The sequence below is a fragment of the Tessaracoccus zhenghani genome, assembly GCF_054552775.1.
This window is the reverse complement of the sequence record NZ_CM137275.1, coordinates 2,930,397-2,954,765: the sequence shown is the minus strand read 5'-3', so window position 1 is coordinate 2,954,765 and position 24,369 is coordinate 2,930,397. Positions and strand designations below refer to the sequence as shown.

Annotated in this window: 16 protein-coding genes; 4 read left to right on the top strand and 12 right to left on the bottom strand. The window is 68.9% G+C overall.

Annotated features, from left to right (window positions below; all coding sequences use genetic code 11):
- Positions 1–58: 58 nt before the first annotated feature.
- The 7 genes from ACX1DX_RS13805 to ACX1DX_RS13775 form a co-directional block, all read right to left on the bottom strand.
- A complete protein-coding gene (locus tag ACX1DX_RS13805; RefSeq protein ID WP_459397049.1) occupies positions 59–1,072 on the bottom strand; it encodes a dihydroorotate dehydrogenase-like protein in 1,014 nt (337 codons plus the stop codon).
- On the bottom strand, positions 1,072–4,647 hold the full coding sequence (gene nifJ, locus ACX1DX_RS13800; protein WP_076063891.1) for a pyruvate:ferredoxin (flavodoxin) oxidoreductase: 3,576 nt from the start codon (positions 4,645–4,647) through the stop codon (positions 1,072–1,074). Before nifJ ends, ACX1DX_RS13805 begins: the two co-directional genes overlap by 1 nt.
- A complete protein-coding gene (locus tag ACX1DX_RS13795; protein WP_459397048.1) occupies positions 4,644–6,281 on the bottom strand; it encodes an NAD(P)-binding protein in 1,638 nt (545 codons plus the stop codon). The genes nifJ and ACX1DX_RS13795 overlap by 4 nt, the downstream gene beginning before the upstream one ends.
- A 240-nt stretch (positions 6,282–6,521) precedes the next feature.
- Complete coding sequence (trxA, locus tag ACX1DX_RS13790) at positions 6,522–6,878, bottom strand: thioredoxin (RefSeq protein ID WP_076063888.1); 357 nt, start codon at positions 6,876–6,878, stop codon at positions 6,522–6,524.
- Between the two features lie 134 nt (positions 6,879–7,012).
- A complete protein-coding gene (locus ACX1DX_RS13785) occupies positions 7,013–7,765 on the bottom strand; it encodes a class I SAM-dependent methyltransferase (RefSeq protein ID WP_459397047.1) in 753 nt (250 codons plus the stop codon).
- Positions 7,762–8,448: an iron-dependent transcriptional repressor DtxR gene (locus ACX1DX_RS13780; RefSeq protein WP_459397046.1), complete on the bottom strand. Its 687-nt coding sequence runs from the start codon at positions 8,446–8,448 to the stop codon at positions 7,762–7,764. Before ACX1DX_RS13780 ends, ACX1DX_RS13785 begins: the two co-directional genes overlap by 4 nt.
- Before the next feature lie 72 nt (positions 8,449–8,520).
- Positions 8,521–9,663 (bottom strand): N-acetylglucosamine-6-phosphate deacetylase, encoded by a 1,143-nt coding sequence (locus ACX1DX_RS13775; protein WP_459397045.1) that lies wholly within the window; start codon positions 9,661–9,663, stop codon positions 8,521–8,523.
- Between the two features lie 85 nt (positions 9,664–9,748).
- On the opposite strand from ACX1DX_RS13775, the gene serC reads away from it, so the two are divergent.
- The gene (serC, locus tag ACX1DX_RS13770) at positions 9,749–10,846 is read left to right on the top strand and encodes a phosphoserine transaminase (protein WP_182762366.1); all 1,098 of its coding nucleotides are present in this window, start codon (positions 9,749–9,751) and stop codon (positions 10,844–10,846) included.
- 1 nt (position 10,847) lies between these two features.
- Here the strand turns inward: serC and ACX1DX_RS13765 are convergent, their stop codons facing one another.
- Positions 10,848–11,813 (bottom strand): hypothetical protein, encoded by a 966-nt coding sequence (locus ACX1DX_RS13765; RefSeq protein WP_459397044.1) that lies wholly within the window; start codon positions 11,811–11,813, stop codon positions 10,848–10,850.
- Between the two features lie 161 nt (positions 11,814–11,974).
- Between ACX1DX_RS13765 and ACX1DX_RS13760 the strand changes: the two genes are divergently transcribed.
- On the top strand, positions 11,975–12,595 hold the full coding sequence (locus tag ACX1DX_RS13760) for a DUF7691 family protein (protein ID WP_459397043.1): 621 nt from the start codon (positions 11,975–11,977) through the stop codon (positions 12,593–12,595).
- A 322-nt stretch (positions 12,596–12,917) separates the two neighbouring features.
- On the opposite strand, the gene ACX1DX_RS13755 is transcribed toward ACX1DX_RS13760, so the two are convergent.
- The 4 genes from ACX1DX_RS13755 to ACX1DX_RS13740 all read right to left on the bottom strand — a co-directional run bounded on the left by ACX1DX_RS13755 (position 12,918) and on the right by ACX1DX_RS13740 (position 21,974).
- Positions 12,918–16,319: a pyruvate carboxylase gene (locus ACX1DX_RS13755; protein WP_459397042.1), complete on the bottom strand. Its 3,402-nt coding sequence runs from the start codon at positions 16,317–16,319 to the stop codon at positions 12,918–12,920.
- Between the two features lie 17 nt (positions 16,320–16,336).
- A complete protein-coding gene (locus ACX1DX_RS13750; protein WP_459397041.1) occupies positions 16,337–17,683 on the bottom strand; it encodes an alpha-L-fucosidase in 1,347 nt (448 codons plus the stop codon).
- An 81-nt stretch (positions 17,684–17,764) separates the two neighbouring features.
- Entirely contained in the window at positions 17,765–20,335 is a 2,571-nt protein-coding gene (locus ACX1DX_RS13745) for a PEP/pyruvate-binding domain-containing protein (RefSeq protein ID WP_459397040.1), read from the bottom strand.
- Positions 20,336–20,429: 94 nt separating this feature from the next.
- Positions 20,430–21,974: an NCS2 family permease gene (locus ACX1DX_RS13740; protein ID WP_459397039.1), complete on the bottom strand. Its 1,545-nt coding sequence runs from the start codon at positions 21,972–21,974 to the stop codon at positions 20,430–20,432.
- Between the two features lie 204 nt (positions 21,975–22,178).
- On the opposite strand from ACX1DX_RS13740, the gene ACX1DX_RS13735 reads away from it, so the two are divergent.
- Together ACX1DX_RS13735 and ACX1DX_RS13730 are read left to right on the top strand one after the other, a co-directional pair.
- On the top strand, positions 22,179–23,588 hold the full coding sequence (locus tag ACX1DX_RS13735) for an IS1380 family transposase (protein ID WP_459397038.1): 1,410 nt from the start codon (positions 22,179–22,181) through the stop codon (positions 23,586–23,588).
- Positions 23,589–23,802: 214 nt separating this feature from the next.
- Positions 23,803–24,318, top strand: a complete 516-nt coding sequence (locus ACX1DX_RS13730; protein ID WP_182762380.1) for a lipoprotein LpqH — start codon at positions 23,803–23,805, stop codon at positions 24,316–24,318.
- The last annotated feature ends 51 nt before the right edge of the window (positions 24,319–24,369 follow it).

The window sequence follows — 24,369 nt, the reverse complement described above, 5'->3', positions numbered from 1 at the left end:
GGATACCGGCCTGAGAGCCGCCCCGCACAACGGGCGCGGCGGCGCTCCGGACTGTCGTTCAGCGAAGCGATCCGTAGGTGGCCTTGGCCTTCTCCAACGCCGAGACGTACCCGGAGCGCTCGTAGACGTCGGCGGCCGCTTCCTTCGGCACGCTCAGCAGCCCGCGCGCCTGGTGCAGCGTCAGGTCGCGGTCCTCCAACCAGGCGGCCAGTTCGTCGACGAGCACCTCGGCGTAGGCGGGGCCGCGTCGGATCAGCGATGAGGTGGTCATCACCACGTCGGCTCCAGCCAGGATGTACTTGATGACGTCTTCCGGCCGGTCCACGCCGGTGGTGGCGGCCAGCGACGCAGCGATCTTGCCGCGGAGCACCGCGATCCAGGTGCGCGGCAGGCGGGCCTCCACCGGGGAACTCAGCGAGACACCGGATTCGACGGTGACCCTGTCCACGTCGATGTCGGGCTGCAGGAAGCGGTTGAACAGCACCACGCCGTCCGCGCCGGCGTCCACCAGGCGCAGCACCATGTTGCCCACCGACGAGAAGTACGGGCTGATCTTCACGGCCACGGGTACGTCGACGGTGCTCTTCACCGCCGCGACGATCTCGAGGTGCCGCTCTTCCACCGCAGCGCCGGTCATCGTGATGTCACCGGGCACGAAGTAGATGTTCAGCTCGATCGCCGAGGCGCCGGCGTCCGCCAGGCGGCGGGCCTGTTGGGTCCAGCCGCCCATCGACGCGCCGTTCAGCGAGGCGATCAGAGGTACATCGATCGCCTTGGCGCCCTGCTCGACCAGCTTCAGGTATGCGTGGCTGGCGTCCTTCTGCGAGGCGGGCACCGTCGGGAAGTAGCTGAGCGCCTCGGGGAAGGAATTGTCGTACATCTCCTCCAGCGCGGCGGCAACCTCGGCCTCCCGGCGGAGCTGTTCCTCGAACAGCGAATACATCACGACGGCTCCGACGCCGCCGTCGGCCAGCGCCTTGATGCCGGCCACCGACTGCGACAGTGGCCCGGCCGAGGCGACGACCGGGTTGCGCAGGGAGAGGCCCAGGTAGGTGGTGGTCAGGTCGGTCATCAGTCTCTCCTCGGGTCTGCAGCAAAGGAATCAGCGCCGCGGGCGGCGAGCTGTTCGTATTCACCCCAGCGGCGGTCGATCTGTTCCTGCGCCAGGGAGAGCAGCCGGTCGGCCTCCTCCGGATCTGCGGCCCGCAGCACCCGGTAGCGCAGCTCGACCGACTGGTACTCGGCCAGCGACAGCCGCGGGCGCGGGGAGTCGAGCAGGAACGGGTTGCCGCCGGCGTCGCGGATGACGGGGTTGTAGCGCATCAGCGGCCAGTGGCCGGAGTTGACCGCCTTGTACTGCTGGTCCAGGCCCTTGCGCATGTCGAAGCCTTGGGCGATGCAGTGGCTGTAGGCGATGATCAGGCTGGGGCCGTCGTAGGCCTCCGCTTCACGGAACGCCTTCAGCGTCTGCTGCGGGTCCGCACCCATGGCGACGCGCGCCACGTAGACGGATCCGTAGGCCGAAGCCTGGAGCGCCAGGTCCTTCTTGTTGGTGGTCTTCCCGCCGGAGGCGAACTTCGCGACGGCGCCCATCGGCGTCGACTTCGAGGCCTGCCCGCCGGTGTTGGAGTACACCTCGGTGTCGAGCACGAGGATGTTGACGTTGCGGCCGGAGGCGAGCACGTGGTCCAGGCCACCGGAGCCGATGTCATAGGCCCAGCCGTCACCGCCCACGATCCACACGGAGCGCCGCACCAGGTGGTCGGCCACAGAGCGGAGGTCCTCCGCGGCGGTGCCGGTGAGGTCGGTGAGTTTCGGGAGGAGGAGCTTGACCCGCTCCATCTGCGCCGCGATCTCGGAGCCCTGCCGCTGCCTCGCGCCCAGGATGGCGTCGACGAGGTCGTCGTCGCCGATCTGCCCCTTCAGCTCCAGGAGCCGACGGCGGGCCAGGTCCTCGTGGAGGTCCGCGGCCAGCCGCATCCCCAGGCCGAACTCGGCGTTGTCCTCGAACAGGGAGTTGGACCAGGCCGGGCCGCGACCCTCGGCGTTCTTCGCCCACGGCGTGGTGGGCAGGTTGCCGCCGTAGATGGACGAACACCCCGTCGCGTTGGCGATGGTGGCGCGGTCGCCGAACAACTGGCTGAGCAGCTTCAGGTACGGGGTCTCGCCGCAGCCCGAGCAGGCTCCGGAGAACTCGAACAGCGGCTCCAGGAACTGGGTGCCGCGCACGGTGCCGAAATCGACGTTGACGCGCTTGTTGACCGGGAGTTCCTCGAAGAACTCGACGGCCTCGATGTCCTTGCTGCGGTCCAGCTTCGGCACGAGGTTGATGGCGCGGCGGTTCAGCTGACCGATGGGTTTGACGGGGCACGCCTCCACACAGAGGCCGCAACCGGTGCAGTCCTCGACGTAGACCTGCAACGTGTAACTCGTCGACGGGAGGCCGACTGCGTTCAGGGGGGCGCTGAGGAAGCCGTCGGGCGCGCCGTCGAGCATCTCGGTCGGGTAGGACTTGGCACGCAGCACGGCGTGCGGGCAGACGAAGGCGCAGTTGCCGCACTGGATGCAGGCCTCCTCATCCCACTCGGCGACGATCTCGGAGATGTTGCGCTTCTCGAACTTCGTCGTGCCGGAGGGGTACGTGCCGTCGACGGGCAGCGCCGAGACGGGCAGGTCGTCGCCGCGGCCCTGCAGCATGGTCGCGGTGACGGTGCGGACGAACTCGGGGGCATCCGACGGCACCGGGGGGATGAAGCCCCGGCCGGAGGTGGCATCGACGGGGATGTCGAGTTGGAAGAGGTCCGCGAGCGCGGAATCGACCGCCTCGTGGTTCTTCCGGACGACCTCGGCCGACTTGCGGGCGTAGGTCTTGGAGATGGCGTCCTTGATCTTGCGGATCGCCAGTTCCCTGTCGAGCACGCCGGAGATGGCGAAGAAGCAGGTCTGCAGGATGGTGTTGGTGCGGCTGCCCAGGCCCGCCGCGCGTGCCACCTTGCCGGCGTCGATCACGTAGACCTTGAGGCCCAGTTGGATGATCTTCTCCTGCATGGGCTGCGGCAGGTGGTGCCACGTCTCGCGTGGGCCGTACGGGGAGTTGAGCAGCAGCGTGGTGCCGGGCCGCGCGAACTCCAGCACGTCGACGCGCTCCAGGATGGACCAGTGGTGGCAGCCGATGAAGCCTGCCTGGCTGACCAGGTACGGCGCCTTGATCGGGTTGGGGCCGAACCGGAGGTGCGAGACGGTGCGCGAGCCGGATTTCTTCGAGTCGTAGACGAAGTAGCCCTGGGCGAACAGGTCCTCCGATGAGCCGAGGATCTTGATGGTGTTCTTGTTGGCGCCGACGGTGCCGTCGGAGCCCAGCCCGTAGAACACGGCGCGCAGGGTCTCGGGGTCCTCGAGGTCCAACGTCGGGTCGTAGTCGAGCGACAGGTGCGTCACGTCGTCGTTGATGCCGACGGTGAACCGGGGCCGCGGGTGCTCGGCGCCCAGCTCATCGAAGATCGCCTGCACCATCGCGGGCGTGAACTCCTTCGACGACAGGCCGTAGCGACCACCGATCATCTGGGGCAGCGAGGCCCGCCGACCGTTGGCGACCGCCTCGCCCAGCACGGAACTGACGTCGAGGAACATCGGCTCGCCTGAGGCGCCGGGCTCCTTGGTGCGGTCCAGCACCGCGAGGCGCCGCACGCTGTCGGGCAGCGCGGCGAGCAGGGCCTCCGTCGGGAAGGGGCGGTACAGGCGCATCTGGATGACCCCGACGCGCCCGCCGTCGGCATTGAGCCTGTCGACCACGGGGGTGACGGCCTCGATGCCGGAGCCCATGATGATGACAACCCGCTCCGCGTCCTCGGCGCCGTGGTACTCGACGAGGCCGTAGCTGCGGCCGGTGAGCGCCTCGAACTGGCGCATGGCATCCGTCAGCACGCCGGGCACCCACTCGTAGAACGCGTTGGACGTCTCGCGTGACTGGAAGTAGGTGTCCGGGTTCTGCGCGGTGCCGCGGATGAACGGGTTGGCGGGGCTGAGGGCGCGGCCGCGGTGCTCGAGCACGAGGTCGCGCGGGATGAAGGCGCGCAGCTGGTCGTCGGTGAGACGCGTCATGGTGTTGAGCTCGTGCGAGGTGCGGAACCCGTCGAAGAAGTGCACGAACGGCAGGCGCGTGCGCAGCGTGGCGTGGTGCGCGATGGCGGCCATGTCGTGGGCCTCCTGCACCGACGCGGAGCTGAGCAGGCACACGCCCGTCTGCCGCACGGCCATGACGTCCTGGTGGTCGCCGAAGATGGACAGGCCCTGCGTCGCCAGGGAGCGCGCGGCCACGTGGAACACCGTCGAGGTCAGCTCGCCGGCGATGCGGTACATGTTGGGGATCATCAGCAGGAGACCCTGCGACGCGGTGAACGTCGTCGACAGAGCACCACCCTGCAACGCGCCGTGCATCGCGCCGGCGGCGCCGCCCTCGGACTGCATCTCGATGACGGTGGGCACCTGCCCGTAGATGTTGGGGCGGTGGTGCGCCATCCACTCGTCGGCGAGCTCCGCCATGGTGGAGCTGGGAGTGATGGGGTAGATCGAGCACAGTTCGCTCACCCGGTAGGCGACATCAGCCGCTGCCTCGTTGCCGTCGATGATGGCCTGCAGGCTGCTCATCGTCCTCCCTCCGGAATCATCTCGATGGCGTGCACCGGGCACTGCTCGTAGCAGGTGGCACAGCCCGTACATTTTTCGTAGTCAAAGCGGTACCGGTTGCCCTTGCCCAGCTTGATGACGGCGTCCTCCGGGCAGGCGCCGAAGCAGCCGTCGCACTCGAAGCAGTTACCGCAACTGAGGCACCGGCGCGCCTCGAAGTTCGCCTCCTCGTCGGTGAGGCCGGAGACGATCTCGGCGAAGTCGCCGATGCGGTCCTCCCCCTCCGTCTCCTGCTGCTGCCGACGGCCGTGGTCGCCGAAGTACCACACGTTCATCTGGTCCAGGGTGACGACGGGGTGCTTCAGCGGCGTGACCCATTCCTCGGTGTTGAGGTAGGCGTCGATCCGCTTGGCCGCCTTCTTGCCGTGGCCGGTGCCGATGGTGACGGTCCGGTCCGACGGCACGGCGTCGCCTCCGGCGAAGATGCCGGGCACCGCGGTCATCAGCGAATGCGGATCGACGTCGACCACGTCGTCGTTGAAGCTCATGCCGGGGATGGCGCGGAGGAAGTCGGTGTCGGCGCGCTGGCCGAGCGCGAGGATGACAGTGTCGGCGGTGAGCGTCTCGTACCTGCCGGTGCCGCGGGCCCTGCCCTCCTCGTCGATCTCCATGACCTCGACGGTGAGGTCCTCGTCGTGCATCTCCTTGATGGTGCGCAGCCAGTTCATCTTGACGCCCTCTGTCTGGGCGCCCTCGAGTTCCTCGGCGTGGGCGGGCATCTGTTCCTCGGTGCGCCGGTAGACGACGACCGACTCCTCCGCGCCGAGCCGCCGGGCGACCCGGGCTGCGTCCATGGCCGTGTTGCCGCCGCCGTAGACGGCGACCCTGCGGCCGATGACCGGCCGCTCGCCCGAGGCGACGTCGCGCAGGAAGCTCACCGCGTCGACGACCCGTGTGGCGTCTGCCGAGGGGATGTCGACGCGCTTGGAGATGTGGGCGCCGACGGCGATGAACACCGCGTCGAACCGGCCCTGCTCCTGCGTGGCCAGGAGATCCTTGATGGGGGTGTTCTGCCGGAAGACGATGCCCATCTCGCGGAGGCGGTCGATCTCGGCGTCCAGCACGTTGCGTGGGAGGCGGTACTCGGGGATGCCGTAGCGCATCATGCCGCCGGGGAGGTCACCGGCGTCGAAGATCTCCACGGCATGGCCGAGGCGGGCGAGGTGGTACGCGGCGGAGAGGCCTGAGGGACCTGCGCCCACCACCATCACGCGGCGGCCGGAGGCGCGGCGGACCTTGGGGAACTGCCAGCCCTTCTCGATGGCGAGGTCGCCCAGGTAGCGCTCCACGGAGTGGATGCTGACGGCGGAGTCGAGCTCCTGACGGTTGCAGGCGGTCTCGCACGGGTGGTAGCAGACGCGCCCGTGGACGGCGGGGAACGGGTTGTCGGCCACCAGCTGTCGCCAGGCCGCCTCCGCCTCACCGGCCTTGATGAGCCTCAGCCATTCCTGGATGTTCTCGCCCGCCGGGCACCCCGCGTTGCACGGCGGGAGCATGTCCAGGTAGATGGGACGGCGCGAGCGTACCGCCGCCACCCGTCCCTGGCTCGCACTGAGATCCGGTTGGACCGTCATGTCCTTGCGGTCGGAGGTCATCGTCGTCCCTTTCCGTTACTACTACTGGTCATAGTAGGGGGCGGGGGTATGGGCCTCCAGAGGGGGTGTCCCCAAACGTTGGGGTCGCGCTGTGCCCATGAGCAATTGGATGGGGTCACGGGCGCGACACGCCGACCAACAGCGTTACGGAACCGGTGACCCCATCCAGGTGCTCACGCACGACGACGGCGGCCCGCCCCCGGAGTGGGGACGGGCCGCCGTTCGTTGGTGGTCTGCGGGTTACTTCTTCTGCTGATCGGCGAGCGCGGCCTCGATGTCGAGGTCGCGGATCTGCTCGATCACGGAGTCGAGCTGCTTGCCGCTGAGCATGCCGGCCTGGCGGAACACCAGCTGGCCGGACTTGAAGCCCATCAACGTGGGGATGGACTGGATCTCCAGCGCAGCCGCAAGGTCGCGAGCGTCTTCGGTGTCGACCTTCGCGAACACGACGTCGTCGTGCCGCACGGAGGCGTCATCGTAGATCGGCGCAAAACGCTTACACGGTCCGCACCAGTCGGCCCAGAAGTCGACCAGCACGATCTCGTTGTCCTTGACCGTGCTCTCGAAATCAACAGCAGTCAGGTCAGTGGTCGCCATGGGTGACACCTTTCGTCGTCGTTTCCACGTAGTGCAACGCGGTGGGATTACGGGATATTCCGCCCGACACTTCGACCATACCCCGGCTCGCTGCCACTTCCTATGGACCGACAGGGTCCCAGCCCGGCAGGAAATTACTTGATCGCGATGATGCGGCGCATCGGCAGCGGCACCTTGACGGGGCCGATCCGGAGCCGCTGGCGGAGGAAATCGAGCGTGGCGGCCGTGCGGCTGGCGTCGACGGGGGCGCGGAGCCCGGCGAGGAAGTGTTCCGCGTCCTCCTCGCTGGCCAGTTCGTAGTAGTACTTCGCCCGCTTGTCCTCGGCCTTCGTGAGGCCCACCTCACCCAGGGCACGCTTGGCCGTGAACTCGGTGACGCCCGGGAGGTGCGGGGTGGTGCGCAGGTAGCCGCCCAGACGGCTGACGATCTTCAGGTCCTCGATGTTCGCGGGACGCAGCGACGGCGTGAGTGCGGCGAACACACCACCCGGCCTCAGCACACGGGCGGCTTCCGCCAGGAACCGTGGACGGTCAGCCACGACGGAGATGCCGATCGAGCTGACCACCGCGTCGAAGCTGTTGTCGGCGAACGGCAGGTAGGAGGCGTGCGCCTGCACCAGCGGGCCGCGGCCGCGGCGCTGCGCCTCGCGCAGCTCCGCCTCTGACCGGTCGAGGCCGATGACGGTGCGGCCCGGCCGCTGCAGCCGCTCGATCATCGCCCCGGCGCCGCAGGCCAGGTCGAGCACGGTCACGGCAGACGACGACACCGCCCGCGCCAGCCACTCGTAGGGAGTGCGGTCACCGCCGTAGGCACGGGACAGCACCTCCTCCATGGCGCCGGGCTTGCGGGTGCCGAACCACCTCAGCACGCCGTCGAGGTCGCTCACTCGGGGCTCACGAACAGCAGTTCCGCAGTGTGCACGGGCACGTCGACGGCGGCCTCACCGACGGTGATGTGCACCGTGTCGCCGATCCTCACCGCCTCGAAGGGGGTGTCAGGTCCGAAGCCGGTGCGCGCCAGGAGCCCCAGCGAGTGCGCGTCGGCCTGGAGGTTCTCGCTCATGCGTTGCAGCACGAACCGCTGCGGTTCCTCGGTCACCATGTCGGTGAGCGGGTCCGCGCCTTCGCGGAACGGTTGGTGGTGCACGTCGATGCCGAGTTCGTGCAGCCCGGGAATGGGGTTGCCGTAGGGCGAGTGGGTGGGGGAATCGAGGATCGCGACCAGGCGCTTCTCCACGTCCAGGGAGATGACGTGCTCCCAACGGCAGGCCTCGTCGTGCACCTTCTCCCACTCGAGGCCGATGACCTCCGTGAGCAGGCATTCAGCGAGGCGGTGCTTGCGCATGACGTCGCGCGCGAGCTTGGCGCCGGTGCGCGTCAGCTTGATGGTGCGGTCCTCGTCGACGACGAGGAGTCCGTCTCGTTCCATCCGCCCCACGGTCTGCGAGACGGTGGGACCGGACTGGTGGAGTCTCTCAGCGATGCGGGCCCGAAGCGGCGGGATCCCCTCTTCGAGCAGCTCATACACCGTGCGGAGATACATCTCCGTGGTGTCGATCAGGTCACTCATCGCCACCCCCTTTCCCCGGCCATCCTAGCCCCGGCGTGGTTGCGGGAAGCCTGGCGCCGCGGCTTGGGCCCCTCAACCGGCCTGGGAGGCGACGATCCACTCGCCGCGGCGCAGCACGCCCCTCAGCACGCCGTCGTCGTCCACGAGGCACACGTCCGCGAACTTCCCGGGCGCGAGTTCGCCGACGTCCGGCACGCCGTGCCACTTCGTTGGGGTGGTCGACGCCATGAGCGCCGCGTCGGGGATCGAGACGCCGACCTCCTGCACGACGAACTCGAAGGCGCGGGCCATGGTCAGGGTGGAGCCGGCGATGGCGCCCTGGCTGCCATCGGTGGTCACGAGGCGGGCTGTGCCGTCCTTGACCGCCACCTCGAGCTCACCGAGGAGGTAGTTGCCGTCGCCGATGCCGGTGGCGCTCATGGCGTCGGTCACCAGCGCGACGCGGCCGGGTCCGGCGGCGTCGATGGACATGGCGGCGATCACCGGGGCGTGGTGGATGCCGTCGCAGATCAGCTCCACCATCACGCGCTCGTCGGAGAGCAGCACCGGCACGGGGCCGGGCTCGCGGTGGTGGATGGAGCGCATGGCGGAGAACAGGTGGGTGGCGATGTCGGCGCCCCACTCGATGGATTCCGCGGTGGTCACGTCATCGGCATCCGAGTGGCCGAAGGCGACATGGACCCCGGCCTCCACGAAGCGGCGGGTGGCTTCCTCGCCGTGGTCGCGTTCGACGGCGAGCGTGATCATCTTCAGGGCGTCGCCGCCGGCGGCGATGAGGCGCTCGACGGATTCCGGATCAGGGTCGCGCAGCAGCGCGGGGTCGTGGGCGCCCTTCTTGGCCTCGGCCAGGAACGGCCCCTCCAGGTGGATGCCGCCCAGTTCGCCGGCCTCCACCAGTTCCTTCAGGACGGCCAACTGCGCCTCGAGCTTCTCGATGGGTTCGGTCACCGTCGAGGCGAACACCGTGGTGGAGCCCTGCTTGCGGTGGTAGTCGACGGCCCGCAGGTTGGCCTCTCGGTCGGGGTTGCCGAAGGCGACACCGACGGCCCCGTGGCAGTGCGAGTCGACGAATCCCGGGACTGCCCAGAGGGTGCCCTCTCCCCCGCCACCGGATTCGACGGAGACGATGCGGTCACCGTCGACGGTGAGGACCGCGTCGTCGACGACGCCTTCGGGAGTGACTGCGTGGGCAACCTTGATCTGCGTAACGGCCATGGTTCCATCCAACACCACTCGTTTCGCGGCCCTGAACATGGATCCCCGAAATGTGCAGGTCGCGTGAGATGAGAAGATTGCCCCCATGATGATCCCCGACGATCTGCTCCCGCTCGACGGCCGGTTCGGCTCCGGCCCGGCGAAGGTTCGCCCCGAGGCCCTCGACTACCTGGGCCTGCGCTCCGACATCATGGGCACCTCGCATCGTCAGGCCCCGGTCCGCGAACTGGTCGCCACCATTCAGGCAGGCCTCGCCGAGCTGTACCGCCTGCCCGACGGCTACGAGGTGGTGCTCGGCAACGGCGGCTCCACCCTGTTCTGGGACATGGCCGTCTTCTCGCTGATCGAGCAGCGCTCGGCCCACGGCGTCTTCGGCGAGTTCACCCGCAAGTTCGCCCGCGCCGCGTCGCGCGCCCCGCACCTGGACGACCCGGCGATCTTCGAGGCCCCCGTGGGCGGCGTCGCGCTGCCCGAGAGCCGCGACTCGGACGTCCACGCCTGGGCGCAGAACGAGACTTCAACCGGCGCGGCGGCCCCCGTCGTGCGCCGTGGCGACCCGGATTCCATCGTGCTGATCGACGCCACCTCGGCCGCCGGCGGCATCGACGCCGACATCTCGGAGACGGACGTCTACTACTTCGCCCCGCAGAAGAACTTCTCCTCCGACGGCGGGCTCTGGCTCGCGTTCGCCTCACCCGCTGCCGTCGAGCGGGCGGAGCGGATCAAGGCCGGGGGGCGCTACATCCCCGAAATCCTGGATTTCAGCACCGCGGTCAGCAACTCGCGGAAGAACCAGACGCTCAACACCCCCGCGCTGGCCACGCTGCTGCTGCTCGAGGACCAGATCCAATGGATGCTGGACCTCGGCGGGATGGCGGAGGTCGCGGCGCGCTGCCGCCGCTCCAGCCAGACGCTGTATGACTGGGCCGAAGCGCGCAGCTTCGCGTCGCCGTTCGTGACTGACCCGGCGCACCGCTCCCCCGTCGTCGCAACGATCGACCTGGACGAGAGCGTCAACGCAGCCACGGTCATCGCAGCGCTGCGCGACAACGGCATCCGCGACGTGGATCCGTACCGGGCGCTGAACCGCAACCAGCTGCGCGTCGGCTGCTATGCGTCGGTTGACCCCGACGACGTGGAGGCGCTCACCGCGTGCCTCGACTACGTGATCGAGCGGTTGTAAGTCAGTTGCGCCAGAGGTAGGTGACGACGCCGGCGGCGAGCGCCACGGCCGCGGCCAGCGCCAACGCCGTGATGGTGCCGGCCCTCGCCGGGCCCTCTTCGGCGGCGGGTTCGGGGGCGGCGGGTTCCGCGCTCCCCGTGGCTGTCGGCGCCGTCGTGGACGGCTCTGCCGACGGCGACTCCGCCACCTGCGGCGCCACGGTGGTCGTCACGTCCTCGCCGGGCACCTCGCTGACGCGGACGGCGGGGTTGCCGCCGACGAAGAGTTCGTCGTCGGCACCCCTCGCGATGGATTCGCCCTCCGGGGCCCCGACGATGGTGTCGGTGACGAGCGGTTCCCACCGCAGGGCGTCGATGTACTCGATGCCGGCGGTGGTGCGCAGCGCCATGGTGGAGCCGTCGCTGAGGAAGACGCCGTCGGTCACGCCCTCAGGCGCGTCGTAGACCCGCACGAGGGTGTTCATGTCCTCGCGACTGATGTCGCCGCGCACACGGTAGACGCCCGGGGATTCGCCGCCGGTGACGATGTAGATGTTGCCGCGTCCGGAGATGAGCATCGCCTGGGCGTCCTGCGGCTGGTCCTCGTACTGGAAGTCGTAGGCGTGGTACGTGGTGCGCCCGCCGTCGGTGGAGCCGAGGCGGTAGACGACGATGGTGTCGCGGGTGCTTCTGGGGTCACCGATGTCGCCGACCCAGAGCCTGTCGCCGGACCAGGACAGTGCCTGCACCGAGACGAGGTCTGCGGTGAACGTGACTTCCTTCTCGCCCGTGGCGTCCACCAGCGTGCCCTGGTCCGCGTCTGCGCCGGCGAGCCAGAGTTCCTCGTTGCCGGGGTCGTAGGCCATGCCCACCAGCGGCGCTGCACTCTCGGGGATGGGGACGTCCTCTGCGAATGCCGGCAGCACGGCCGTGGCAAGCGCCAGGCCGCCGGCCAGCGAGGCTGCTGCGCTACGGACGAGGATGTTCATCAGACCGCCCAGCATAGGGCGTCACCGGTGATCACAGCTGGCCGCCCCACACGGCGCTGGCGACAGCAAGCAACACGAGGGCCACCAGGACCCCCGTGACTATCAGGCGACGACTTCTCGGATTCACTGCGTTGATACTACGCGCGGGATAACGTGGAAGCATGCACCGGCTCGTCGTCTACGCGATCTCGATCGATGAGGTGCGCGACATCTTCCGCGCTCCGGCGCCTCTAGCCGAGCGCCTGCGCGCGGTCGCCGCCGAGCGTTTCGCGGCCCCCCAGCCGTCGCGTCGGCACTGGTTCGGGCCGCTCATGCGCCGCGATCCGGCCAACGAGATCGATCCGTCGCTGCCGCAGCGCACGGATGTCGACGCGCTGCTCACCGGCGCCTACATTCCGCCGGACCGCATGGCCCCCAGCTGGCACCTGTTCCAGGCCTGGCTCGACGAGTTGGCGGCCGCGCGCCGCGACATCCCGTGGGACGCGGAGACCTTCGACCGGGTCGAATGGGACCTCGCCCGCGGCGGCCTGAACAGCGACTACTCGCTGCGTTCGTTGGCGGACCGCCAGTTGGCCGTGCCGCTGCGGCCGCTCCCCGGCCAGGTGGTGGGCTACGCGAAGCGGGTGCACGCCGTCGAGGCCCTGGAGGACTACCGACGCGTGCTGACCAACCCGGAACTCAGCGACGAGGCGCGCTCCTGGCTGCAGCCCGTCGTCGAGGTGCTCGAGGCTGTGGCCTCGGACGAGCGGCTGGATGTCACCGTCGTGGGCACCGACTCGTAGCCGCACCCCAAGGGCCCCGGACCCAGCCCGCACTGATCCCCCAACGGCCACCGGCAGCCGCCAGCTCACAGCAGGTGATGGGAGGGCCCCTCCCATCACCTGCGGAACCGGCCGCAAGCAACCACCGCCGGCCACCCCCACCAACGGCAACAGCCAGCCCACAGCAGGAGATGGGAGGGGCCCGACGGGTTAGGTGGGCGTTGTCGGAGTCCCGACGCCAACACCCCGCCGACAAACCCACGCGCGTCGGGACCCCGGCATGGGCGGGAGGGCCCCTCCCATCACCTGCGGAACCGGCCGCAGGGCCCAACGGCCGAGCCCGTCAGCTGGCGTCGATCACCAGGACGAGGTCGCCGCCCTCGAGCTGGGTGGCGCCCGGCAGCACGACGCGACGGACGGTGCCGCTCACCGGGGCGTTGATGGAGGCCTCCATCTTCATCGCCTCGATCGTGGCCACCGGCGCCCCCGCCTCAACCACGTCGCCCTCAACCACCGACGGCGTCACGACGCCGCTGAAGGGTGCGGCCACGTGGCCCTTGTTCGACGTGTCCGCCTTCTCAGCCGCCGCGACCTCCGACTTGATCGAGAGGTCACGCACCCGCACCGGCCGGATCTGGCCGTTGAGCAGCGTCATGACGGTGCGCTTGCCGCGCTTGTCGGGCTCGGAGATGGCCTCCAGACCGGCCAGCAGCGTGACGCCCTTCTCCAGCGTGATGGCGTATTCCTTGCCGCGTTCCATGCCGTAGAGGTACGGGACGGTGGGCAGCACGGAGATGTCGCCGAAGTCTTCGCGGGCCTGGATGAACGCCTTCGTGGGGCCGGGGAACAGCAGCCGGTTGAGCGTCTCCTGACGTTCGCGGCCCTCGTTCTCCAGCAGCGCCAGGTCCTCGTCGGACACCTCGGTGACGCGGACGGGGACCTTGCGGCCCCCCAGCGCCTTGGCGCGGAACGGCTCAGGCCAGCCGCCGGCCGGTTCGCCGAGTTCGCCGCCGAGGAAGCCGATCACGGAATCCGGGATGTCGAAGTTCTGCGGGTCCTCTTCGAACGCCTTCGGGTCTGCACCGACGGCGACGAGGTGCAGCGCGAGGTCGCCCACCACCTTCGACGACGGGGTCACCTTGATGGGCCGGCCGAGGATCTTGTCTGCGGCCTCGTACATGTTCTCGATCTGCTCGAACTTCTCGCCGAGGCCGAGCGCGATGGCCTGCTGGCGCAGGTTCGACAGTTGGCCGCCCGGGATCTCGTGCGAGTAGACGCGGCCGGTGGGCGCGGGAAGGCCGGACTCGAACGGCTTGTACAGGTTGCGCACGGCCTCCCAGTAGGGCTCGAGGTTCAGCACGGCCTGCGCGTCGAGTTCGGTCTGGCGCTCCGTCTGGTCCAGCGCCATCAGAAGAGCCGACATCGGCGGCTGCGAGGTGGTGGAGCTGAGCGCCGAGTTCGCCACGTCGACGGCGTCGACCCCCGCGTCGATGGCCGCCATGAGGGTGGCCATCTGGCCGCCCGTGGTGTCATGGGTGTGCAGGTGCACGGGCTGGTCGAAACGTTCCCGGAGCGCGGTGACCAGGCGGCGGGCCGCCTCGGGGCGCAGCAGCCCGGCCATGTCCTTGATGGCCAGGATGTGCGCACCTGCGTCGACGATCTTCTCCGCCAGGCGGAGGTAGTAGTCGAGCGTGTAGATCTTCTCGTTGGGGTCAAGCAGGTTCGAGGTGTAGCACAGCGCCACCTCGGCCACCGAGTTGGTGGTGAGCACCGCTTCGATCGCGGGGCGCATCTGCTCCACGTCGTTGAGCGCGTCGAAGATGCGGAAGATGTCGATGCCGGTGGCGGCTGCCTCGGCGACGAAGGCCTGCGTCACCTCGGTGGGGTACGGCGTGTAGCCGACGGTGTTGCGGCCGCGCAGCAACATCTGCAGGTTCTGGTTCGGCATCGCTTCACGCAGCGTGGCGAGCCGCTCCCACGGGTCTTCGCCCAGGAAGCGCAGCGCCACGTCATAGGTGGCTCCGCCCCAGCATTCGACGGAGAACATCTCCGGCAGCAGGCGGGCCTGCGTCGGGGCGATGCGCAGCAGGTCGCGCGTGCGGACGCGGGTGGCCAGCAGCGACTGGTGCGCGTCGCGGTAGGTGGTGTCCGTGACCCGCACGGGCACCGCGTCGCGCAGTTCTTTGGCGAACCCGGCGGCGCCGAGCGCCAGCAAGCGCTGACGGGAGCCGTCTGGGACTCCCCCGTTGAGGTCCACCTTCGGCAGCTTGTCGCCCGGGTCCAGCGTGGTGGGCGCGTCGCCGTGCGGCTTGTTGACGGTGACCTCGGCGATGTGGCGTAGCAGCTTGGTGGCGCGGTCTGCCGGGGTGCGGGCGTTGAGCAGGTAGGGGCGCTCGTCGATGAAGTTGGTGGTGACCGGCCCCGCGAGGAAGTCCGCGTCCTCCAGCACTGCGCGCAGGAACGGGATGTTGGTGGCCACGCCGCGGACGCGGAACTCGGCCAGGGCGCGCTGGGCGCGGGCGATGGCCATGCTCAGGTTACGGGCGCGGGCGGTCAGCTTGACCAGCAGCGAGTCGAAGTGGGGGCTGATCTCTACGCCGGTTCCGGTGGTGCCGCCGTCGAGGCGGATGCCGGCACCCGACGCGGAGCGGTAGGCGGTGATGAGACCGGTGTCCGGGCGGAAGGAGTTGAGCGGGTCCTCCGTCGTGATGCGGCACTGGAGGGCTGCACCGCGGATCTGCAGCTCGTCCTGGCGGATGCCGATCTGCTCGAGCGTCTCGCCGTTTGCGATGCGCATCTGCGCCTGCACCAGGTCCACGTCGGTGATCTCTTCGGTGACGGTGTGCTCCACCTGGATGCGCGGGTTCATCTCGATGAACACGTGCTGACCGGCGCGGGGGCCGTCGGTCTCGACGAGGAACTCGACGGTGCCGGCGCAGAAGTAGTTGATGGATTCGGCGAACTTCACGGCGTCGCTGCACAGCGCCTGGCGCAGTTCCTCGGAGATGAACGGCGCCGGGGCCATCTCGATGACCTTCTGGTGGCGGCGCTGGATGGAGCAGTCACGCTCGAAGAGGTGGACGATGTTGCCCTCGCCGTCCGCGAGGATCTGCACCTCGATGTGACGCGGGGCGGCGACCGCCTGCTCGATGTAGACGGTGGGGTCACCGAACGCGGCCTCGGCCTCGCGCATGGCGGCGGCCACCTCGTCGGCGATCTTGCTGGGGTCGTCGACGCGGCGCATACCGCGGCCACCGCCGCCGGCGACGGCCTTCACGAATACGGGGAAGCCGATCCTGTCTGCCGCCTTCTTCAGCACCTCGACGTCCGTGGACGGAGGGCAGGAGTTGAGGACCGGCACGCCGGCTTTCTTGGCGGCCTCGATGGCGCGCACCTTGTTGCCGGCCATGGCGAGCACGTCCGACGAGGGTCCGATGAAGGTGATCCCGTTCGCCTCGCAGGCCTTGGCGAATTCAGGGCTCTCCGACATGAAGCCGTAGCCCGGATAGATCGCGTCCGCGCCGGATTCCTTGGCCGCACGGATGATCTCGTCGATGCTCAGGTAGGCGCGGACCGGGTGGCCCTCCTCCCCGATGAGGTACGACTCCGACGCCTTCACGCGGTGATCGGCGTTGCGGTCCTCGTAGGGGAACACTGCGACGGTGCGATAGCCGAGTTCGTAGGCTGCACGGAATGCGCGCACTGCGATCTCGCCGCGGTTGGCGACCAATACCTTTTGGAACATGGGCGTCAGCCTAACGGCTAGCCCGCCCGCACCGGAATGCCTTCCATGGCCGCGACCACCACCGGCTCGTCCCTGATCACGTGGGGAACCGACACCCAGTCGCCCGCTGAGACGGTGACTTCACCGTCGGCGCCGAGCCACCTGAGTCGCGCTCCGGCGAGCTCGTGGGGGATGTGGAGTTCGCCCGGTGACGGGTCCAGCAGGGCGTAGACGACGCCGGCTTTGTGCGTGTAGCGAACATCCCCATCACCCACACGCAGCCAGGGGCGGGTGCCGTAGATGGCGTCTCCGTAGCTCCGCAGCCAGCGGCCGAGGGCGGCCATCGACGCCGCCTGCAGCTCGGGGATGGTGCCGTCCGCGCGGGGGCCGACGTTGATGAGGAGGTTGCCGTTCTTGGCCACCACGTCGACGAGCAACCTGACGAGCGCGGCTCCGCTGAGCGTGTGCTCCTGCCCTTCGGCCTGGTTGTAGCCGAACGAGAAACCGAGGCCCCGAGTGGCCTCCCAGGGCACCTCGACGGTGTTGTTGATCTCCATGTATTCGCGGGTGAGGAAGCCGTGGTACGGCACGCCCCACCGGTCGTTGACGACACCGTCGGGCACCTGGTCCAGGTACCGCTTGAGCAGCGCGGCGACGGCGTAGTCCTCGTGCCCCTTGCCCCCGTCGGGCCACTCGATGTCGTTCCAGAGCACGTCCGGGGCGAACCGCTCCACGAGCTCGTCCACCTGGGCGGCGGCGTAGCGGGAGAACAGTTCGTCGTGGCGGCGGAAGCGGAACAGGTCGGTGTCGGATTCGATGGGTGGGAAGTCTGAGACGTGCCAGTCGAGCGCGCCGGAGTAGTAGAGCCCGAAACGGGCGCCGGCGCGGCGGGTGGCGTCGTGCAGCTCGGCGATCAGGTCGCGGCGCGGGCCTCGCTGCACGGCGTTGAAACCGGTCGTGCCCGTGCCCCAGAGGCAGAAGCCCTCGTGATGCTTGGAGGTGGGGATGATGTAGCGGGCGCCGGCGTCGACGAGGCGGCCGACGAAGTCGTCGGCGTCGAACTGGTCGGCGCGCCAGTGGTCCGCCAGGTCCTCGTAGCTGGTGCCAGTGCCGTAGACCGCCTGGTGGTGGAGCCAGGTGGGGCTGCCGGCGATGCGCACCGTGTTGCCGTACCACTCCGCGTACTGGTGGTGGGTGTAGGCGTCCTCGACGGGCACTCCCCCGGGCCCGTGGGCAGTTGCCCAGGCGGGCACCGAGTAGAGGCCCCAGTGGATGAAGAAGCCCAGCTTCGCGTCGCGGTACCAGTCCGGCACGTGTCCGGTCTCGGGATATGCGGGTGGGTTGTCGCCGAACTCCGGCCCGGTGCGGATCTCAAAACGAAGCATCAGTTCCTCCTGTGGATCCGCGGCGTCCAACGTCGGACGGCTCCGGCTCCAGGTAACCGATCTTAACGACGCCGCTGCGGGTCAGCAGCAGAAGACCCGCTGGTTCACGACGTCGGAGTACAGCACGAGCGACTCCGTGGACACCACGTGCACCACCTCGGCGATGGCCGGGTCCGCGTTGGGCACGATCGAGTGGATCTCGTTGGGTTGCGTCGTCAGCTTCTCGTGGTTGAACACGTAGCCGGGCCGCCCGTCGAAGATGGCGGCGTAGAACGTCTCCCCCTCGACGATGTCCTGGAAGAAGTGGCTGCCGTAGCTGAGGTCGGGATGGAAATCCGCGTCCGGGTAGGTGTACTCGATGAGCGCGTCTGCCGCGGCGATCTCCGAGAACGAGACCGGCACCCCCAGCGACGGCGTGGTGGTCCCCCAACGGCCGGGGCCGATGGCCATCACGCCCTTCCCCTTCAGCGCCCGAGTCGCCTGGCCGACCAGCCGGGCCACCGCGTAGCGGTCCTGATGTCCCAGGCTGAGGTAGCGCTTGGGGCGCACGTAGACGACGGCTCCGATCGGGAGCCGCACGTTGCCGCCCATGAACGTGCCGTTCGACCTGAACAGGCAGGCCGCGGTGTCGGCCACTTCCGGCATCAGCACCGCCTTGCCCAGGCCGCGGGTCTGGAGCGGACGGCACTGCACGAGGTTGAAGCGGTAGTCGCCGTCCGGGCGGAAGTTGAGGGTGAACTCGATGTCCACCGGGTAGTCGTAGGCCTCTGCCAGGGAGGCGAGCGCCCCCCGCATCAAGGTGCCGAAGTCCGTGGTGGTGAGGAGCCCCTGCAGGTCACAGATCATCTGTGGTTGCGTTGCGGAGCGGCCCAGTTCCTGCAGGCGCCGCAGAGCCCCCCGGTCCGGGGTGAGGAACAGCGACCAGTCGGCCCCGACCCGCCCGTCGGGGTCTCCGGCCGCGCCACTGAGCATGTCGAGCAGTGGCTCGGTCACCAGTTCGTTGGCACTCAGGGAGACCACGTCGACGTAGCGCTGGGAATAGCGTCGCTCCATCCCTTCCTCGACGATGGGCCGGCGGCTGGGCACGTCGAGGGTGACGATCCGGGCGTAGTCCTCGTGGGTGCGGTCCACGGCCCGGGTGCCCAGGCCGAACACGACGCGCAACATCCCGGCCTCAAGGTCGATCCCCGGTTCCCAGACGTAGAGGTTCGACGAGTTGCCCACCCCGCCGGCGTGGGGGAAGAAGAGGTCGCCGTGGTGGTCTCCGGAGACACGCTGCACCAGGACGGCCATCTGCTCGTCGAGGTGCGAGAGGCCACGGTCGCGGCGGTACTCGAGCGCTTCGGCGCTCATGACGCTGGCATACACCGCGCGCACCGCATCCTCGAAGCGCCGGTACCGGTCTTCCGGCGAGCCCTGGCCCGCGCAGAAGACCGACTCGTACTTGCCGGCGAAGGCGTTTCCGAAGTTGTCCTCCAGCAGCGAGGAACTGCGCACGATGATCGGCGACTGCCCGAAGTACTCCAGCATCCGCATGAAGTGGTCCCGCACCGACGGCGGGAAGCGGCCGGTGGCGAGCTTCTGGTGGAGTTCCGCACCGGCGCTGAAGTAGCCCTCGGGGGTCTTCTGCTGCATCCACAGCCGCCACCACCCGTTGGCGACCACATAGGTGTACCAGAGGTCCGCGCCCAGGAAGAAGGAGTCGTGGGCCTCCATCTTCGCCCGGAACTGGGGTTGCCGCGCCAGGATCGCCCTGGCCACGAGCATGCCCAGCGCCTTGCCGCCGATGGCGCCGGTGCCGATCTCCCGGGAGGCGGTGGCCACCAGGTCGTCGAGGGTGAGGTAGTCCTCGGCCAACTCGACCATCCGGCCCTCGCCGCCGACGAGCATCCGGAGCAGCAGGCTCTTCGCGCCGGCCACCTCGCCCTCGTCCCCGGAGCGCAACGCGTTGCGGCCCATCTGCACCAGCGACTGCCAGTGGTCCGGTGGGTCGAAGGTGTCGCTCATCCGGGCGAAGAGCCGGGCGGAGGCCTCCGACGACGTGATGGGCCGCGCCTCGTCGCCCTGTAGCGCGTGGGGGAAGAACATCGTGGGTGAATGCCGCCCGAAGACCTTGAGGGGGTGCACGTACAGCTCCTCGTCGACGCCATAGAGGTCCAACAGGAGCTGGGTGGCGGAGCGGATGGCGGCGACCGTGGCGTACGTGTGCTCGCCGCGCACCAACGGGAAGTAGGCCACGGTGTCCAACTCGTAGAGGAAGGGGCAGGTGACCTGGAAGAAGTTGGCCACGGCGAGGTCCGAGTGCCACCCGCTCAGGAGATCGGTGAGGCAGTCGAAGACGTAGAACGCGAGCCTGCCCCGCTCAGCGGCCATGGTGTGCACGGCCGTGGCGAACGCCTCGAAACCGCCTCCGGGCTCGATCTCGACCACCTCGACGGCGGGATCGTCCACCACGGGCGCGTGGGCGCCGTAGCGCACATAAGTGAGGCGGCGTCCGTCGGCGAGGGCCTGCCGCACGAAGGGCGCCACGACGCGGCGGTAGTCGTCGAGGGAATCGACCTGCCACACCACGTTGTCGCCGAGGCGCAGCGAGTCCACGATCCGGTCCAGCCCCGCCGTCCCGGTACTGACCAGGCTGAAGTTCTCCGCCATCGTCCCTCCTCGTCGCTCTCCTCCAGAGTGCCTCATCGGCCGGGACGACGACGGGCCGGGCGGAATACCGCCCGGCCCGTTGTGGTCCAGCAGATCAGCCGATGAGCCAGCCGATCAGCGCGCCCTGGATGAAGTAGATGACGAACAGCGCCGCCACCACGTACATCAGGGGGTGGATCTTCCTGGCCTCACCCTTGACCAGCTTGATGAACACGTGCGCCACCATGCCGGCGCCGATGCCCACCGTGATGGAGTAGGCGAACGGCATGAGGATGATCGTCAGGAAGGCGGGGATACCCACCTCGGGGCGCGTCCAGTCGACGTCCACGACCTGCGAGATCATCAGGAAGCCGACGAACACCAGCACGGGGGCGGCGGCCTCGGACGGCACCAGGTTGATCAGCGGGGCGAGGAAGATCGCCGCGATGAACGCGAGGCCGGTGACGACCGACGCGAGGCCCGTGCGGGCACCTTCGCCCACGCCTGCGGTGGACTCGACGTAACAGGTGTTCGAGGACACCGAGCCAAGGCCACCGGCCATGGCGCCGACGGAGTCGACGAGCAGGATCTCGGTGGTGCGCGGCGGCATGCCGTCCTTGTCGAGCAGGCCACCCTCAGAACCCACGGCCACGACGGTGCCCATGGTGTCGAAGAAGTCGGCCAGGAGCAGCGAGAACACCAGCACCAGGAGTGCGACGAAGTTGGCCGGCGAGAACTCGCCGTCCGGGAAGAACGCGCCGAACATGTCGATACGGCCGATGAGTCCCAGATCGGGCAGCGTGAAGTTCTGCAGCGCCGGGACGTTGAGCGCCCAACCGTAGGCGTTGCTGCCGTCGGGCGACTGGGCGCCGACCTTCGTGACGGCCTCGATGATGATGCCCAGCACGGTGGCGCTGACGATCGAGATGAGCATGGCGCCCTTGACCTTCAGCACGTACAGGGCGATCAGGATCAGCATTCCGAAGAAGAACACGCCGATCGGCCAGCCCTGCAGGGTGCCGCCGACACCGAGCTCGACGGGAGTGCCCGCTCCGCGGCGGACCACGCCGGCGTTGACGAGGCCGACGAAGGCGATGAACAGACCGATACCCACCGAGATGGCGGTGCGCAGCGTCTTCGGGATGGCCCTGAACACGGCCGTCCGGAACCCGGTCAGCACCAGGACGAAGATGAGGATGCCCTCCCACACCACGAGGCCCATGGCCTGGGGCCAGGTCATCTGCGGGGCCAGCACGTAGGCCACCAGGGCGTTGAGGCCGAGGCCGGCGGCGAGACCCATCGGGAAGCGCCCGATCAGGCCCATCGCCAGGGTCAGCAGTCCCGCGATCAGCGCGGTGGCGGCCGCCACCATGCCGATCGACGCGCCGACGGCGGCCTCATCGACGATGGTGCGGGCGGCGTCGCTGTACATGGGCGCACCTGAGATCAGGTTGCCGTTCTTGTCTGCCGCGGTACCGATGATGAGGGGGTTCAGCGCGATGATGTAGGCCATTGCGAAGAACGTGACGAGGCCACCGCGGATCTCTCGCCCGACGGACGAGCGGCGCTTGGTGATCTCGAAGAAACGATCGAGGCCGGACGCGGTGCCGCGCGCGGTCTCTGGGTGCAGCTTTGCTGCCTTGGGGGAGTTCGTAACCACGGACGACCATCCTATTGCCTCCGCACCGCGAACGTTCACCAGGTGCGCGTCCACGATGCGCGACCCGCGCCAGGCCTGGGTCCATTTCCCATCCTGGCCTAACCTCGCGCTTTCATGGGGTGTGGCGGCTGGCGGCGGGTTGAGATAGCGAAAGTGCCCCTGACTTGGGATGATGTGTCTTGTCTAGAGACGACAGCAACCAAGATGAGGAGCACCTTCGAGGTGAAGAATACCGGCTTGTATCCCAGGGTTCATGTCGACACCGCCAAGGTGGCTGCGGTGGGTCAGGCCGGTGGGATTCTGCTCACCGAGACCATCCGCGCCGCCGGGCTGGACCACGCCCTGTCCGGGGCGCTGGCCCTCTGGCGGAAACCGTTGGCCATCCACGACCCGGGCAAGATCATCTGCGATCTCGCGGTGTCGCTGGTGCTCGGCGGTGAAGCGCTGAGCGACATCGCCACCCTCCGCGGCGAGCCCGGCCTCTACGGACCAGTGGCCTCCGACCCGACCGTCTCCCGCCTGATCGCCACCCTCGCAACCGATGCCGACAAGGCGGTGGCCGCGATCAGCGCGGCCAGGCAGCAGGCCCGCGCCAGGGCCTGGGCCTTGGCCGGGGAACACGCCCCCGACCACGCCCGCAGTGTTGAGGATCCGTTGATCATCGACCTGGACGCCACCCTGATCACCGCGCATTCGGAGAAGCAGCAGGCCGCGCCGACGTTCAAACGCGGGTTCGGGTTCCACCCGTTGATGGCGTTCGCCGATCACGGCCCCGCCGGCACCGGTGAAGCGCTGGTGGCGTATCTGCGGCCCGGGAACGCCGGCTCCAACACCGCCGCCGACCACATCACCGTCACCACAGCCGCCCTCACCCAACTGCCCGACAAGAACCCGCGACCCGGGAAGACGATCCTGATCCGCGCTGACGGAGCCGGCGGCACCAAAGACTTCACCCGATGGCTCACCGGCCGCCGCGTGTCCTATTCGGTGGGGTTCACGCTCCCGATGGACACCACCGAGTTGTATCGAACGGTCCCGGAGTGGGTCTGGGTCCCGGCCCTCAACGCCGATGGAGACGCGCGTGAGGGGGCGGATCTGGCCGAGCTCACCGGCCTGCTCAACCTGTCGGGCTGGCCCGACGGGATGCGGGTGATTGTCCGCAGAGAACGGCCCCACCCCGGCGCTCAGCTGCGCTTCGACGACGTCGACGGCTACCGGCTGACCGCGTTCGCGACCAACACCAGAGGCGGCACCCTCCAACACCTTGAACTGCGGCACCGTCGCCGGGCCCGCTGCGAGGACCGGATCCGGATCGCGAAAGACACCGGCCTGACCAACCTCCCCCTCCACGACTTCAACGCCAACCGGATCTGGTGCCAGATCGTGGCGCTGGCCTCAGAGTTGCAGGCCTGGACCGGGATGCTCGCTCTGGCCGGCCATGAAGCACGCCGCTGGGAACCCAAACGACTGCGCTACCGCCTCTACAGCATCCCCGCGGCCCTGGCCCGCCGCGCCAGACGAACCGTCCTCCACCTGGCCCAACAGTCACCCTGGGCCGGGCCGATCCTCGACGGAATCACAAGGCTCCAGAACCTGCCGGCGCCCGCGACCTGACCCCCGGGGCCCTCGACCGTCCAATCCTGACCCCGGAAAGCCCCTTCGGCCTGGAAACCCGCCCACCCGCGAGCGACACGCGGTCCTTTGTCACACCCACCTGCAAGAATCAGCTCCGCATCGACGCCACAGGCGCCGACAAACCCCTCAACGGCCCGTCACGAAAGATCGAGGCTAAGCTGGCCGAAGTCAGAAAGGGCGTTCTATGAATCGTGTGAAGGCATCCCTCCTCGCAGGACCCGCCGTGCTGGCGCTGCTGCTCTCCGGGTGCACCGGAGGCGCCGGTGGCGCCCCCTCCCCCGTCGGGCAGGGCACCGGAGAAGCCAACGCCGACGTCCCTGCCGGCCAGGCCCTTCCCACGGAGATCACCACCGCAGCCCCCCAGGGCGGTGCCGCCGTGCGCCTCGGCGACACCGAAGAGGCCATCACCAAGGTGGGCTGCACCCAGGTCAACGACAACTGGTCCATGAGCGGGAGCAACGAGGGTGGCGCGAAGGTCGCCGTCACCACCACCGGCGACAAGCAGACGGTGGTGAGCGCCAGCGTCGTGTTCGATGACGGCAAGCTCGTCGACATGGACACCGCACGGGACCTGGGCAGCGCCACCATCACCTGGGACGGCGACTGGTTCACCGTCGTGGGCAGCGGCCCGTTCTACGACCTGATGGACCCGGCCGTCACCGGCCAGGACCCGGTCAACTTCGTCGTCAAGGCCAGCTGCCCGGCCTGAGCCCCACCGGCAGGCAACACAAAGCCCGCGGGCCCGACCAGCGTCGGACCC